The organism is Halomonas sp. GT (genome assembly GCF_002082565.1).
GTDB lineage: Bacteria > Pseudomonadota > Gammaproteobacteria > Pseudomonadales > Halomonadaceae > Vreelandella.
In genome coordinates this window covers 860,069-876,119 of sequence record NZ_CP020562.1, presented here as the reverse complement: position 1 = coordinate 876,119, position 16,051 = coordinate 860,069, and the positions used below count along the sequence as shown (strand labels likewise).

At 51.2% G+C, this 16,051-nt stretch carries 11 protein-coding genes; 6 read left to right on the top strand and 5 right to left on the bottom strand.

The features are described from left to right. The first annotated feature begins 333 nt into the window (after nt 1–333). Both B6A39_RS04050 and B6A39_RS04045 read left to right on the top strand, forming a co-directional pair. Entirely contained in the window at nt 334–2,019 is a 1,686-nt protein-coding gene (locus B6A39_RS04050) for a methyl-accepting chemotaxis protein (RefSeq protein WP_083001621.1), read from the top strand. 152 nt (nt 2,020–2,171) lie between these two features. Then, nucleotides 2,172–3,356, top strand: a complete 1,185-nt coding sequence (locus tag B6A39_RS04045) for an EAL domain-containing protein (protein ID WP_083001620.1) — start codon at nt 2,172–2,174, stop codon at nt 3,354–3,356. A gap of 6 nt (nt 3,357–3,362) precedes the next feature. Here B6A39_RS04045 and B6A39_RS04040 read toward each other — a convergent pair whose 3' ends face one another. Further along, on the bottom strand, nt 3,363–5,591 hold the full coding sequence (locus B6A39_RS04040) for an ATP-binding protein (protein WP_083001619.1): 2,229 nt from the start codon (nt 5,589–5,591) through the stop codon (nt 3,363–3,365). A 53-nt stretch (nt 5,592–5,644) separates the two neighbouring features. Further along, the gene (locus tag B6A39_RS04035) at nt 5,645–6,157 is read right to left on the bottom strand and encodes a hypothetical protein (protein ID WP_083001618.1); all 513 of its coding nucleotides are present in this window, start codon (nt 6,155–6,157) and stop codon (nt 5,645–5,647) included. A gap of 159 nt (nt 6,158–6,316) precedes the next feature. Here B6A39_RS04035 and B6A39_RS04030 point away from each other — a divergent pair, with 159 nt between their 5' ends. Further along, complete coding sequence (locus tag B6A39_RS04030) at nt 6,317–7,057, top strand: response regulator transcription factor (RefSeq protein ID WP_083001615.1); 741 nt, start codon at nt 6,317–6,319, stop codon at nt 7,055–7,057. A gap of 66 nt (nt 7,058–7,123) precedes the next feature. Here the strand turns inward: B6A39_RS04030 and arfA are convergent, their stop codons facing one another. The 3 genes from arfA to B6A39_RS04015 form a co-directional block, all read right to left on the bottom strand. Next, entirely contained in the window at nt 7,124–7,273 is a 150-nt protein-coding gene (gene arfA / locus B6A39_RS04025) for an alternative ribosome rescue factor ArfA (protein WP_083001613.1), read from the bottom strand. Between the two features lie 162 nt (nt 7,274–7,435). Then, complete coding sequence (gene cobA / locus B6A39_RS04020; RefSeq protein WP_083001611.1) at nt 7,436–8,335, bottom strand: uroporphyrinogen-III C-methyltransferase; 900 nt, start codon at nt 8,333–8,335, stop codon at nt 7,436–7,438. After that, entirely contained in the window at nt 8,295–11,033 is a 2,739-nt protein-coding gene (locus tag B6A39_RS04015; RefSeq protein WP_083001609.1) for a nitrate reductase, read from the bottom strand. The genes cobA and B6A39_RS04015 overlap by 41 nt, the downstream gene beginning before the upstream one ends. 654 nt (nt 11,034–11,687) lie before the next feature. Between B6A39_RS04015 and B6A39_RS04010 the strand changes: the two genes are divergently transcribed. The 3 genes from B6A39_RS04010 (at nt 11,688) to nirD (ending at nt 16,038) form a co-directional block, all read left to right on the top strand. Beyond that, nucleotides 11,688–13,076: an NAD(P)/FAD-dependent oxidoreductase gene (locus B6A39_RS04010; RefSeq protein ID WP_083001607.1), complete on the top strand. Its 1,389-nt coding sequence runs from the start codon at nt 11,688–11,690 to the stop codon at nt 13,074–13,076. Between the two features lie 2 nt (nt 13,077–13,078). Beyond that, complete coding sequence (gene nirB / locus B6A39_RS04005) at nt 13,079–15,586, top strand: nitrite reductase large subunit NirB (RefSeq protein ID WP_083001605.1); 2,508 nt, start codon at nt 13,079–13,081, stop codon at nt 15,584–15,586. A 62-nt stretch (nt 15,587–15,648) separates the two neighbouring features. Beyond that, complete coding sequence (gene nirD / locus B6A39_RS04000) at nt 15,649–16,038, top strand: nitrite reductase small subunit NirD (RefSeq protein WP_083001603.1); 390 nt, start codon at nt 15,649–15,651, stop codon at nt 16,036–16,038. Nucleotides 16,039–16,051: the final 13 nt, after the last annotated feature.

Sequence of the window (16,051 nt, the reverse complement as noted above, 5' to 3'; positions counted from 1 at the left end):
AAGCATTTCTCCTGGTGCAGTTTTCACCGTTTTTCGACGGTGCGCAGCCCCGACCAGATCATTGTGATTGACCAGGGGAGAATTATTGAGCGCGGACCCCATGAAGAACTGCTAGCAGTCAACGGAAGGTATGCTTCGTTATTTCATTTGCAGGCAGAAGGCTATCAGTAGCAATAAGAAGAATAACAGTTGCTATTTTAGGATTTAAAAATAGTTAGCCATAGAACTAGTTTGAAACGTTAAAAAAGGTGACACACTCACATCGCTTATCGACTGAATGAGGTCTTTACAGCTATTGTCCACTCATAATTTCCTACCCTAGGAGTGGCCAGCATGAGTCATATCCATCGAATTAGCTTTAAATACACCCTCGCTTTTATCAGTGTTGCATTAGCGCTTCTCGCTGTTGTCATTGCAGACGCTTTACTGGTTAACATGGTCAAAAACCGTTTAAATACGTTTACAGACAATTATATTCCTGCGCTATCAGCAACGCTGAATGGTGATCGTGACTTATATCAGGCCAGAGTTGCAGCAATGGAGTATATATTGACAGATCCTAATTCTGATCAAGCGGAAGTGCTCATTGCAAGCTATGAGGAGAATGCTCAGCAAGCGTATGACCGTATGCAAAGGTACGCCCAAAGCATGCAAAACTACCCTGAATTGATTAACCATTTTAATAATTTTGAAAATTTATATTCAAATTGGCGCCAGGAAAGTCAGCGTGTTTTTGACTTGCACCGTTCGGGTGAAACCTCTAGAGCATTAAGCACGCTCTCTGGCACATCTTTACAGCATTTTGAACGACTAAGAGAAATATATGACTGGTCTGACCAAAGTATTGAAGCCGCCATTATTAGTGCAGAGTTAGCAGTCACTCAGAGAATTAAATTTCAGCAAACAAGTACGGTTATTTTTTCTATCGTTGTGTTTGTATTTGCCGTATTGCTAGCACTATTTGGCCCAATGATGATGTCCCGGGCAATTAAACACATCACGCACAGAATTAAAGAAATTACTGACGGCGACGGCGATCTTACCGCACGTATTGAAAGCCGTCGTCGTGATGAAATTGGTGATTTAGCTCATCAGTTCAATGCCTTTATAAAACGCATTGATGACACTTTACAGTCAGTTAATCATAGCACTACCAGTGTGCAGCATGCCTCTACTGAAATCGCGAAAAGTAGCCAGGAACTTGCGTCGCGCACGGAGCAAGCAGCTGCCAACTTGCAGCAGACATCTGCATCGATGGAGCAGATTGCGGCAGTCGTGACCAATGCATCTGAATCTGCCCAGCAGGCTAACCAGATAGCCCTTTCGACACGAGACACAGCGCAACAAAGCCTTAATTCTATGCATAAAGTAGAACGTACGATGGATGCTATCAGTGACTCTTCCAGCCAAATTAGCGACATCGTTACCATGATTGAAGGTATCGCATTCCAAACCAATATATTAGCGTTAAATGCCTCCGTTGAAGCCGCGCGTGCTGGCGAACACGGCCGTGGATTTGCGGTCGTTGCCCAAGAGGTTCGAACACTCGCCAGCCGTGCTAGCGATGCCTCAAAAAGTATTGCAGAGTTGGTGAGCATGTCTGTTCAGCGGACACAGTCTGGTGTTGCGCAAGTTAAGCAAACGGGAGCGACCATCAAAGAAATGGTTACCAGTATTGAGCGGGTTGCCGATGTTATCGCCGACATTAGCGCTGGCGCTAAAGAGCAAAGTGTTGGTATTGGTCAAGTCAATGATGCAGTGAGCGAATTGGATAGCATGACACAGCACAATGCCTCCATGGTCGAGGAGTCTAGTGCGGCTGCCGCGGAGCTGCGTGAACAAGCGGATAAGCTCAGTGCGCTGGTAGGTTCATTTAAGCTTAGTGACTCCTCTGTCGTGCACACAACGCATTACCAAATGTCCTTTAATCAAAGTAGTCATTATCAGCAGCCTGCCAAAGTAGCCGCGCCACAACGGCCAATACGTTCAACAAGCCAGCCCGAGTGGGAGGCCTTCTAACGTTTTAGAGTACCCTTAATTAAAATGCGCCCTTAGTTTCCCCTAACACTAAGGGTGCTAGTTTTTGACTTACTACGTTCACACTCACTGCTATCGCGCCAAGCCGCTGTTAAAAACAGCCGCCTGTGGCGTGAGTAATCAAAGGAAGATATATGCCATCTAGCGCGTTAGTCATTGATGACGATAGTGATGTGCAATTGCTGGGTAAAATGCTGCTCTGCAAGCATGGATACAACGTGGTAACAGCTGGCAGTTTAGGGGAACTGGCTCGACAGCCAGCATTATTAGAGGCCGAGTTGATCGTACTTGATTTTGGTCTGGGCGAATTTACCGGGCTTGATATTCTTGATTACCTCTACGATTTACGTTTGAACGCCGCCATTCTTTTGCTCAGCAGTTGCTCAGAAGAAACCGCGGCTTATGCCATTGCCGCTGGTAAGGCCAGAGGCCTCAGAATGCTGGGCTTTCTTCCAAAATCCCAGCTTCTTACTCATCTCACTCCGTTTCTTGAACAGTTAAAGGCGACACCTAAAGCACCTACTTGCGACGAGTTAGCGACTGCTATCAGCGCGAAACAACTCTGCTTAGCATTTCAACCGAAGAAAGACTTACAGAACGGCCAGGTTACTGGAGTAGAAGCACTAGTCCGCTGGGAGGATCCAAAGCGAGGCATGCTCTATCCAGATACTTTTATTCCATTAGCAGAAAAAAGTGGGCTAATGGGGCCGCTGACTTGGTGCATTCTCGAACTCGCTTTTGAACAGCAGGAAAAGTGGCAAGCATTAGGCTGGAACCTGCAGGTAGCCATCAATGTACCTGCCGCTTTCCTTCAATCAGAGCACATGCTGGAGAAATTTGACAAGCTCACTCAACATCGAAAAAGTGCACTTCCTTATCTCACGCTGGAGCTTACTGAGTCTGTCGGCGTTGAGTGCCTGGGCTATGCACGCCACATTTTGGAGGCATTGCGCCAACGCGGATGCAAGCTCGCCTTGGATGATTTTGGAACCGGTTACTCATCACTTATTCAACTTCATCGGCTCCCATTTAACGAATTAAAAATCGATCGATGCTTTGTATCACATATTGATCAAGACAGCCGCGCGCTGGCAATCACACTGTCGGTTGTCGACCTTGGAAAACGACTTGGCATGACAGTGGTCGCTGAAGGGATTGAGAATGAATCTCAGCAAACACTGCTAGTGGAGGCGGGTTGCCCTGCTGGCCAAGGTTATTATATTTCCCGCCCTTTAACTGCACAGGCATTTAACCGCTGGATGAAAGAGGCCCTCGAACAACCGACACTGCGGAAGGAACCGAAAGAAAGAGTTCATTAGAAAAGGCTAGAAGGAAAGAGTTAACAAGCCAGCTGCGATTAAAGCTTGCTGAGATTTTTCGCGTAACGAGACCAATTCATCTATACATCTAGTCAGTTCCAAAGACTCTGCATTTAGAGCTATTTCTTCTAATTGCCCCGCCTTTTCCCCTATGGCAAGGCAGCCCAACGAAGCAGCGGCCCCCTTTAAGGAGTGGGCTTCTTCACGTAGTGCCTCTCTTTGCTCGTACTGATAGTGCCTAGTAAGTTTTTCCAACCGCTCCTCAAAACGAGTAAAAAAGACTGTTAGCAACGTATTTAATTGAGCTGGTTCAAAAGCTTCCTTAAGTTCATTACAAATACACTGATCTAAAATATCTCCTTCCTTCAAACCGCTCTCATCTTCTTGATCGCTTAACATTAACGCTGGAGACGCTGCCTCTGTGATGATGTAACGGCTGATCGCCTGATACAGCTCTGATCGTGTAAAGGGTTTGGTAATCATACTATCCATGCCGCTTTCAATGCAGCGGTCACGGTGCTCAGCCATTACATTGGCTGTCATGGCAATGATTGGCAGTCGCGGCAAATTCTGTTCAGTTTCAAACTCACGCCAACGATTTGTGGTTTCGACACCATCTAAGATGGGCATTTGCATATCCATCAAGACTAAATCTAACTGTGCGGCATGTGCTTTTAAATATTCTAGGGCTGCGTAACCATTTTCCACTACTGTACTCCGCTGCCCTAGCTGCTCAAGCATGACTTTGGCAACCATTTGATTAATCGGATTATCTTCGACAATAAGAATATGATGATCTTCGACTAATGCCAATCGAGGCTCGCTAGGCTGATAGACCTCCACGTTCTCGGCCCTGGGCATAGTAACCACAAACCAGAATCGACTCCCCAGACCTACTTCGCTGATCACACCAATCTCACCTTGCATCGCTTCCACTAATCGCTTGCAAATCGCCAGCCCTAAACCAGTGCCTTCATGCCGTCGAGCGATAGATGTGTCCACCTGAGAAAAGGCAGAAAATAATCGTTCATGATCGGCAGCAGCAATCCCACAGCCAGTATCATGTATCTCGACAAATAATCGATCTTCCCCCCTAGGGGCAACATGGCATTTAACAAACCCTTCTTCAGTAAACTTGAGTGCATTATTGATCAAATTCATCATTACTTGGCGTAACCTAGCGACGTCCCCAACCACAAGCTGAGGTAACGCAGGATCAATTGAATAGCTGAAGGTCACACTCTTATGATTATCCTGCAGCTGATAACCTACACACAGCTCTTCAATACACGCTTTCACATCAAATGCACGAGCATCGAGATCTAAATAGCCACTTTCAATCTTGGTATAATCAAGAATATCGTTAATAACAGCGCGTAAACTTTCTGCACTACGTTTTAATGCTGATAAATATGTCTCTGCTTTCTCTCCCTCAACCTCATCACTTAATAAGTCCGTCATACCTACCACGCCATTTAATGGCGTACGTATTTCATGGCTCATTACTGCCATAAATTCCGATTTTGCTTGACTGGCTATTTCAGCTTGCTTCGCTGTCTCTTTAAGTTCACGACTTTTAACTTCTAAAGCCTGAGCTTTGCGTAAACTAGTTCTCCCCTCCCGAATCAATGCACGTACCAGCATCCCTCCCGAGAACATGAGCAACAATAGCAGCACCAACGCGAGGCCATAAAGTTGCATCATTTTTTCACGCTCAAGGGTTCTCATCCCTGCCACGTTAGCATTCGTTTCCAACAAAATGTTGTTTGTTAAGCCCTGTAACATCAATGTTTTAGTAAGCAACTCTGCAATAACGGTAGCACTAATACTTTCAGGAGAATCCCACTCCGGCGCTATCAGATTGTCCATTTCATTAATCATAAAGCTAGTTTTCTCGACTAAACTACCAACTCCCTCTATTTTTGAAACTGCAACACTAATTTCACCTTGTTGAAATAACATTTTACGGCTATACAAAATTTCAAATCGAAGCAGTAAGTCTTCAACAGAAATATTGCCAACCTGTCTATCAACTAGCGCCAAATGAAACTCTCGAACCTCCCTATCAAACTGATAGCCTGCCCACACTAAATTTTCTAACAATCTATTCTCTATGGCATGCTGACGCTGAAAAATAACCCCGCCAGTAATAATTGCTGAAAGAAAAAAAAGGATCGCTGAAAACGTAGCGACCCTAACACGGCGTGAAAAATAGTGTTTAAAAAACTTCAGCATAAGAGCTATCCGGCAACCCTGGTCTCGTAATATTCTCGTTTACTCTACCATTTTCACTCCACAACGACTCTTTTCACCTGCCATACAGAGCGAGTTAGGATCTCCTCACTCAGTAACGAGGGGGTTTCATCAAATGGATAGATGACAAACAGTGGACCATGATCTCGTACACGCAGCGCCTTACCGTCTGCACTCATGGCAAAAATAACGTTATAGTCGTAAAAATCGCTAATCGGTATTGTTGACGCATAGTCATTTAACGCAACGACTCTCAGCTGTTCACCATTAGCGTCAACGGCTTCAAGGATGGCACGCCCTAGCGGACCTTCAAAACTCACTACACCGCTGTGCCATGGAGTGCTCGTCACTGTTGTGTGTTGATCCAGTGCTTCGAGCATCGATTTATCAAAATGCGCTTCATCACCAACATTGGTCATCGCAATGTTACCGCCGACTTCCAGCACCACAGGGCCTGTAGGTACGTCAAGTGCATGGGCTGTTGATGCTAAACTCAAGCAAACATAAGCCAAACCCCAACGTCGTTTTTTATTCAACTGACTGATCATCTCCACCCTCCTCAACTGTGGAAATAGTATAGCTCTGCCACTTAAGCGTTAACTGTAAACCTTTGTGTCATCACCATCCTCTAAACTAGACTTAAGGTATGAATAATTACACTTAACGGTGTGAGATTTATCACACGATGAAATGGTAGGTAACGCGCTATGCATATCGGTGTGCTTGAGGACGACCTTGATCAGCAAGCTTTTATTGAACAGTGCCTTATTTCTGACGAACATCAAGTGTCTCTGTTTAGTCGCGCAAGCGAATTGCGCCGAGCTACCCAAGAGAAACGTTTCGATTTTCTTATTGTTGATTGGCGTCTGCCTGATGGCTGCGGAATGGATGTCGTAGGCCATCTCCGTCAAAATGATGGCTGGCGAGGCCCAATCCTTTTTATTACTGCAAGCCAAAACGAAGATGACGTCGTACAAGCACTTGAACAAGGCGCCGATGACTTCTTAGCCAAGCCGTTACGTCCAAGAGAATTAATTGCCCGCGTTAGCGCACTTGGCCGTCGCTCAGGTTACGAGACTCCAAGGCCAGCGATTACTTGCCCAGATATATTTTCTATTAATAAGGAAGAACATAGCATCAGTATCGCGGGGAGCTATGTGGCGCTGACTGAGCGGGAATACAGATTAGCAACCCTATTTTTTTCTAAAGTCGGCGAGCTGCTAACACGCGCCCATCTTTTGGAACTAGTGTGGGGGATTAAAGGTAGTATCTCTACGCGCACGGTGGATACTCATGTCAGTCGACTACGCCGCAAGCTGGAATTGGATGGCCGCCATGGGCTTCGGCTGCGCAGCGTTTACCAGTCAGGCTATCGAATGGAAACGTCATCAACCTCCCCCTCATCAATACCTACTAAAAAAGCCGACCCAATAGGTCGGCCAAGCTGATGAGAGTTGCTCGGTAAAAAGGCCGAGCAATTAGATGCCTGGGGAAGGCATCGCCAAAACGCCTGATTAAGCGGCTTGGCGATGCCCTCGCGCTGAGGCTTTACCTTTGCGGGAGTAGCTGCCTTTGCCTTTTTTCGGTGTTTGCTGCTGCATTTTGAACATGGGCGTTCGCAGCTGCGCTTTCAGTGCGTTATCGCGTATCTTGCCTTTTTTCACGGTGTACTCCTCAGTCTTTGAAAAAAACAGTCTTTGAAAAAACAGACATTAACAAACGCTTGTCTGGCAGCGCAGTAGTTTGTCCTGCCCCTACTGTTGCCGCCATTCCTATTTGTTTAGCCGCTTCTAGGACCAAATGAGATTGATCAAGTTCCCAATGCCTTACGATGACGTTTGATCACCATAAGTGGCTAACGTGCTCGCGGCAGGGCTTTCTGCCACCATGCTCACCACGCTGCCCACCATAATCAGGCATGGCGAGGGTAACGGTTGAGCAGCGAGTCGCGCGGGCATGTCCGCTAACGTGCCCACCAATGATTGCTGTTCGGGCTGGCTAGCATTGGCCACCAACATAATGGGCCACGTATCCGGCAGACCCGCTTGGCGCAGGCCGTGGCAGATAGCGTCTACTTTGGAAAGCCCCATATAGAACACCAGGGTTTCATCCTGACGGGCAAGGTTGGTCCAGTCCGGCGTGCCGCCCTCCCGGCACAGTTGCGCCGTAATAAAGCGCAGCTGCTGGGCATGCCCACGATCAGTTAGCGGAATACCCATCCCCGCAGCGGCTGCCGAGGCAGCGGTAATGCCTGGCACTATTTCGGCGGATATTGAGGCATTTGCTAATGCTCCCAGCTCTTCACCCATGCGCCCAAACACGCCTGGGTCGCCACCTTTCAAACGCACAACCGACTTACCCGCCTGGGCAAGCGAGACGATTAGCGCGCCTATCTCATCTTGAGGCACGCTATGATGCCCGCTTGCTTTCCCCACGTAATAGCGTTCAGTGCCTGACGGTATCAGCCCCAGCACATCGTCACCCACTAAGCGGTCATACACTACCGCATCGGCCTGCATTAACAGACGTGCTGCTTTCAAGGTGAGCAGTTCCATATCCCCACTACCTGCACCGACTAAATATACTGTCCCAGAACGGCATTCGCCGCTAAGCGGAAGGCTTAAGCGCGTGGCTGATTCGCGGCCAAAGGGCGCTAACACCCGCTGGCTGAGGCGCATAAAGGCCTCAAGCCATTTCTGGGTGAGTTGTTTGCTTAGCGCACGCATTTGGACGCTCCTCTTCAAGTAATGATTTTAATTCTGGAATACAGCTGCCGCACTGAGTGCCGCAAGCCAGCCGTGCGCCGAGGGCTTCAACACTGATATCGCCCCCACGAATTGCCTTAATGATAGTGGTTTGTCCTACTTGATGACAGCTACACACAACGGGGCCCGCATCTACCGCACCGTCATCGCAACCTGCCAGTAGCCGTTGGCGATGGTGAAGGTCTAGCGTCGCGTCGTTAAAGCGCGCCTCAAGCCAAGCAAACCCCGGTAATTCTTGCGGTGGCCCTACCATTAGCCACCAGCATAACTGGCCATTCACTATTCCTGCTGCGCGCAGTCTGCCGCTACCACTATCCTCGCACCACAGCGACGCAGGTACATCGAGCCACGACTCCACCGTTGCTAGCCAATCACTGACCGGTGCCGTATCAGCGAGCTGCCAGCGCTCACAGTTACCCATAGGAATAAGCGACCAATAAGCGTTCTTACACCAACTGGGAGTATCCGTACTGGTTTGGTCGTTGGCCACCAGTAGCGTTGCTTGCCAATCAATGGGCAAATTCATTAATGCTACCGCACCTTGTTTGGTTTCTGGCTGGCCAGACACAGGGTCGGTATAGCCGGTGATCAGTGCGCCGCTTCGGCCCTGCTTGGTGAAGCAGTCGGTCCAGTGCATGGGCACAAACACTTCCCCTTGCCGCTGGGCGTTTGAAATACGTACTCGCCCACGGTACTCACCTTCAACTGCCGTCAGCATCGCAAGCCCTTGGTCAGCTACGCCCGCGTTGGCCGCATCCACAGGGTGCAGTTCAATAAACGGCTCTGCCCGATGATTCATCAGCCGCGGTGCTCTGGCGGTGCGGGTCATGGTGTGCCATTGATCGCGCACTCGCCCGGTATTCAGTCGCAGCGGATAGGTCGAACTGAGCGCCTGTTCTGGCAACCGTGGCGTAATCGGCAATAGTTTGGCTCGGCCATTGGCCGTGGCAAACACACCCTCTTCAAACAGCCTTGACGTGCCCCGAGGCGCAGATTGATTAACCGGCCACTGAATCGGCAAGAGCGCATCATAAGCGGCCTGCCCTTTGCCTGCCAGTCCCGAAATATCAAACAACCGCTTGCTCGTGCCACAGTTTTCAAAACCGGAGAGCCGTGCGTGCTCGTCGAAAATTTCCCATGGATGGGAGTAGCTAAACGCTTCAGCAAACCCCAAGCGTTTAGCAACTTCGCAGATAATCCACCAGTCGTGTTGAGCTTCACCAGGCGGTGTCAGCATGCCGCGCTGGCGGGAGATTCGTCGTTCAGAATTGGTGACCGTCCCATCCTTTTCCGACCAACCTGACGCGGGTAGCACAATATCGGCATAGGGCAGCAGATCAGTGTTAGCAACGCATTCCGATACAATTACCAGCGGACACGATGCCAACGCGCGGCGTATCTTTGCGCCATCCGGCAAGCTAACGGCCGGGTTGGTAGCCATTACCCACAGCGCCGTAATCTCACCACGGTCAATGGCATCAAACAGCTCAATAGCTTTATGGCCGGGGGCATCCGGCAGCGTGGGTGCTAAGTGTTCAGTGGCCCAAAAGCGGCTGACCAGATCAAGCGCACCGGGGGTGTGGTAGTCCATATGCGCAGCCAACTGATTGGCAAGCCCACCCACTTCTCGCCCGCCCATCGCATTAGGCTGGCCAGTGATTGAAAACGGCCCAGCCCCCGGCAGGCCAATTTTACCGCCCGCCAAGTGACAATTAATGATGGCATTACACTTATCGGTGCCGCTGGTGGACTGATTAACCCCTTGGGAATAGAGCGTGACGACATGCAGCTGGCTGGCAAACCAGTAGTAAAAGGTTTCTAAGCGCTCCGGGTCGACGTCACAGGCTATTGCGACATCATTCACGCTGCTGGCACTCTGCTGAGCAGCGCTTAATGCCTCGTTAAACCCTTCGGTATGACGCTCAAGGTAGAGGCTGTCCAATCGGTGATGTGCTGACATCCACGCCAGCAGCCCGTTGAACAGATAAGCATCACTGCCCGGCCGAATACCAAGATAAAGATCGGCAATTTCACAGCTATCGGTCACCCTTGGGTCGATGACCACCACACGCATCAATGGGTTGCGCTCTTTGGCAACTTTCAGGCGCTGATAAAGCACCGGATGATTCCAGGCCAGATTAGAGCCGACCAACACTACCAATTCCGCTTCTTCTAAATCTTCATAGTTACAGGGCACCGCGTCGGCGCCAAAAGCGCGCTTGTAGCCCGCCACCGCTGACGCCATACACAGCCGCGAATTGGTATCCAGATGCGGCGTGCCCAAAAAGCCCTTAAACAGCTTATTAGCCACATAGTAATCTTCCGTTAACAGCTGCCCCGAAAGATACGCGGCAACCGTATGATTGCCATGCGCGTTACGCTGCGCCTGTAAACGCTGTGCCGTTTCGGCTAACGCCTGCTCCCAGGAAACGTCTTTTCCATCCACCCGAGGGTGTTGCAAGCGGCCGTGCACACCCAGTGTTTCATGCAGCGCCGTGCCTTTAACACACAAGCGCCCGTAGTTAGCAGGATGTTCACGATCCCCTTCCACAGCGATGACGTTGCCACTGTCTATCGTCGCTTTCACTCCGCAGCCAACGCCGCAATAGGGACACGTGGTGCGGATATCGCCTTCAGCGAGCCGATTAGGCTTTGGCATTGCGTTTTCCTCCGACGTTAAAAAGCAAAAAGCGCCCAAGCGAGCCTCTAAAAGAAGCCTGCCTGGACGCCGTTGTCACAGGGGCACCCACTTTGGTGCCATACTCATCAGTGGTTTGCTGCAGTTAGTGTTGTTCGTTGCGATTTGTCGTTGTGTTTTATTTGGCTAATACACTGCAATGAGCCGTTATTACTTGTTATCAACATTACTGCAATCAATAAGCCCAACTCCCTACAAAAAACAAAATAACATTCAAAAACAAAATCTTATAAAAACCACCAAACCGTTTGATAGCACGCTCAACCCCCGCTGTCTGCCCACTAGCGTTCTATGACCGTGCGCAGCACTCGCCAAACGCACCAATCGTGTGCGCTTACTTATTTACTCAGGCGAGAGCTTGTGGGCACATCAAAAAAACAAGCAACTGATTAGAAAGGATTAATTCATATCAAGGGAGTAGCTGGCTAATTTTTTGCTGCGTATTAAGCATATGAGACAACTCGGCAGCCAACGGCGGTTGCACAGCGTGCTCATCGACGTGACTTAACGACGCTAACGGGCAACGACGCCCCTGACACACCTTTCTTAACGAAGGGCAGTGTCAGGGGCGTTTTTTTATTGCTCGACACACATGCTGAATGCAAGGAGCCACCTATGGAAACCGCTTCCCGGTGCGCATCTATCGACCACCTAATTATCATTGGCAACGGCATGGCCAGCCATCGCCTAATTGAAGCGCTGGTGCGCCACCCACAGCGCCCAACGTGTATCACCGTTATTGGTGAAGAGCCTGTACCTGCCTATAACCGAATACTGCTTTCCCCCTTATTGGCGGGTGAGCTTGCCACTGACGCGCTTACTTTCCGTGACCAAGCATGGTACGCCGAACAGGGCATTACCCTGCTTCTCGGCGACAAAGTAGTAACGATTGATCGCGACAACTGCCGTATTACTACGGAGAGCGACCGCTGCCTGGATTACGATCGCTTAGTGCTCGCGACGGGTTCACGACCAACGATACCCAACGTTCCCGGCATTGAGCTAGCGGGCGTCCATAGCTTTCGCGACTTGCAAGACGCCACCGCCCTAGAAGCCATCGCCCAACGTGGCGGTAATGCGGTTGTTATCGGCGGCGGCCTGCTGGGCCTGGAAGCCGCCGAAGGCCTGCGTAAGCGCAGCGAGCAGTCGTTCTCTCAAGAGCCTTCCCAAGAGCCTTTTCAAAAACTCTCTCAAAAGCTCTCGGTTAGCGTACTTCAACGCAGCACGCGTTTAATGAATCATCAGTTGGATGAAACCGCCGCCCAACTGCTGGAGAACACCCTGAGTAAGCGTGGTCTCCACATCGAAACAAACGCCTCGCTTGCTGCACTGGAAGATAACGGCCACGGACGCGTCAAGGCGGTCATGCTGAGCGATGGCCGCCGTTTACCCGCCGATAGTGTGATTGTCGCGGCGGGCATTACGCCCAATGTGGAGCTGGGGCAGCAGGCGGGGCTTCACTGCGAACGTGCCATTGTGGTTGACGCGCACCTGACCACATCTGACCCGCATATCGCAGCCCTGGGCGAATGCTGCCAATTTGAGCAGCACACCTATGGGTTAGTGGAGCCGATTTGGCGTCAGGTTGACGTGTTGGCAGCCGTGCTGTGTGGAGAAACAACCGATGGTTATCAAGAAGTCACCACTGCTACCAAATTGAAAGTCAGCGGCGTAGCGCTCTTCGCATTTGGCCCTACCGAAGCAGGCCACGAACACGACGTATTGCGCTACCGCGACCCAGAAAGCGGCGACTACCGCCGCCTGCTACTCCGAGATGGCCAACTTGAAGGGGCGGTGCTCTACGGCGATACCCGCCACGGTCCTTGGTATTTCGAACAGGCATTGGCAAGTGCTGACCTTACGGCTTGCCGCCAAGCACTACTGTTTGGCCCTTCCGATGCCGAGGTACTGCAAACCGAGCACACTGATAACGCGAACAGTCCTGCTTCTTCATCATCGGCTTCTCCATCCTCTTCTCATCCACCGACCTCAGAGGCGGCATAACCATGGCAACCCCAACAAAACTGATCATTATTGGTAACGGCATGGTCGGCCACCACTTGGCCGAGCAGCTAGTTGAGAGCGGTGCGCTTGAGCGTTTCGAAGTAACAATTTTTGGCGAAGAGCGCCACCGCGCTTACGATCGCGTGCATCTTTCGGAGTACTTTAGCGGGCGCGACGCAGAGTCGCTTGCGCTATGCGAGGCCGATTACTACACCACCCATGGCATTACTTTGCGCAGCGGTGAGGCGGTCACTCGCATTGATCGCAAACAGCAAGCCGTCATCACTGCCCAGGGCAGTTACCCGTATGACCAGCTCGTTCTGGCCACCGGCTCCTTCCCGTTTGTACCGCCTATTCCCGGCAACGACAGCGAAGGCTGTCTGGTCTATCGCACGCTGGATGACCTGGACGCCATTCAAGCAGCAGCAGAAAACGCTACGAACGGTGTGGTTGTTGGGGGTGGGTTACTCGGATTGGAAGCCGCCAATGCGCTACGCGACCTTAATCTAGATACTGCCGTGGTGGAGTTTGCTCCACGCTTGATGCCCATGCAGGTAGATAACGAAGGCGGTGAGCTACTCAAGGAAAAAATTGAAGCTCTGGGCGTCCAGGTGCTTACCGAGCGAGCTACCCAGCGTATCGAACCTGGCGAGACCAGCCGCCTGCGCATGGTGTTCCAGGATGACAAAGTGCTGGAAACCGACCTGATTGTGTTTTCAGCAGGCATTCGTCCACAAGATACCTTGGCACGCGAATGCGGTTTAGACATTGGCGAGCGCGGCGGCGTGGTTATTGATGACCAATGCTGCACCAGCGACCCCGCCATTCTCGCCATTGGCGAAGTCGCGCTGTGGAACCAGAGTATTTTTGGTTTAGTCGCTCCTGGCTACCAAATGGCCAAAGCGGCGCTCTCCACCCTGACGGGCGGCAACACACACTTTAGCGGTGCCGACATGAGCACCAAGCTGAAGTTACTGGGTGTGGATGTAGGTTCTATCGGCGATGCCCATGGTACTCAAAACCCCGGTGCGCGCATGTTTCGCTATCTCGACCCACTCACCCAGGTGTATCGCAAGATGGTGGTAACCAGCGATGGTAGAAAGCTGCTGGGCGCAATGTTGGTAGGCGATAACAGCGCGTACGACACCCTCTTACAGTACTACGCCAACGGCATTGAGCTGCCCAAAGAGCCAGCCTCGTTGATTCTTCCCCAGCAGAGCGGAGCCGCCCCAGCGCTAGGCCCAGACGCGCTGCCGGAAACCGCGATGATTTGTTCATGCCATAACGTCACTAAAGGTAATATCTGCACCGCCATTGATGGCGGTGCCACTGACCTTGCCAACGTCAAAGGGGCGACCAAAGCCAGCACAGGCTGTGGTGGTTGCACCGCATTGCTCAAAAGCGTAGTCGACCACGAGCTAGAAGCCCGCGGCGTAGAAGTTGATAAATCGATTTGCGAGCACTTCGCCCATACCCGCCAGGAGCTTTACGATATTGTGCGCGTGGAAGGCATCAAAACCTTCAGCGAATTGATCGAAAAACACGGCAATCAAGACACCCACTGCCTGGGCTGCGATATCTGCAAGCCCGCTGTGGCGTCCATTCTAGCCTCCTGCTTTAACGAACCGATCACCGATGCTGCTCACGTGCCGCTGCAGGATACCAATGACACCTTTATGGCCAATATGCAGAAAAACGGTACCTACTCGGTGGTGCCGCGCATTGCAGGCGGTGAAATCACTCCCGATAAGTTAGTCGTGCTCGGGCAAGTGGCCCAGAAGTACCAGCTTTACACCAAAGTCACCGGCGGCCAGCGCATCGATCTGTTCGGCGCACGTTTAGAAGACCTCCCCGCTATCTGGGGCGAGCTCATTGAGGCAGGGTTTGAAACCGGCCACGCCTATGGCAAATCACTACGCACGGTGAAGTCCTGTGTCGGCAGCACGTGGTGTCGCTACGGCGTGCAGGACAGCGTCGGCATGGCCATCAAACTGGAAAATCGTTACAAAGGCCTGCGCGCGCCCCACAAAATTAAGTTTGGTGTTTCAGGCTGTACCCGGGAATGCGCCGAGGCTCAGAGCAAGGATATCGGTATTATCGCCACCGAAAACGGCTGGAACCTCTACGTGTGCGGTAACGGTGGCATGCGCCCTCGCCACGCTGAACTGTTCGCCACTGACCTGGACGACGAGCAGCTCTACCGCACTATTGACCGCTTCTTGATGTTTTATGTACGCACCGCCGACCGACTGCAGCGCACCTCCGTATGGCGCGAAAACCTCGACGGCGGCCTGGAGTACCTCAAAGAGGTGATTCTGGAAGACAGCTTAGCCATTAATAGCGAGCTGGAGCGGCAAATGCAGCATGTTGTCGATAGCTACCAGTGCGAATGGGCCAACGCCATTAGCGACCCAGACAAACTCAAACGCTTCCGTAGTTTCGTCAACGACGCGCGCCCCGACCCGTCAATCATTATGACGTCCGAGCGCGGCCAGCTACGTCCCGCTTAAACACTAATGCTCTGCTTAAACACTACATAATCGCAAACCAGACAACGCCAATGAGGTTACTGATGACCGCAACCGCAATCAAACACACCGTGAGCACCGACACCTGGCAGCCGCTCTGCGCTAAAGCTGACCTAGTGGCATTTTCCGGCGTCGCTGCTTGGTTGAACACGTCAGAAGGCCCTGCCCAAGTGGCCATTTTCTACTTACCGGGGCAGCGTTCCCAGGGACAGGAGAAAGAACTCTACGCACTCGACCACTTTGATCCGTTTTCTAACGCCAACGTCATTGCCCGCGGCATTATCGGTGATGTACAAGGCAGCCCGGTGGTTGCCTCGCCACTCTATAAGCAGCACTTTCGCCTTGAAGATGGCCAATGCTTAGAGGATGAGAACGTCAAGCTGCGTACCTGGAAAGTCGCGTTTAGGGGCGAGGAGGTATGGGTGCAGGGGTAACTGACAACTGCTT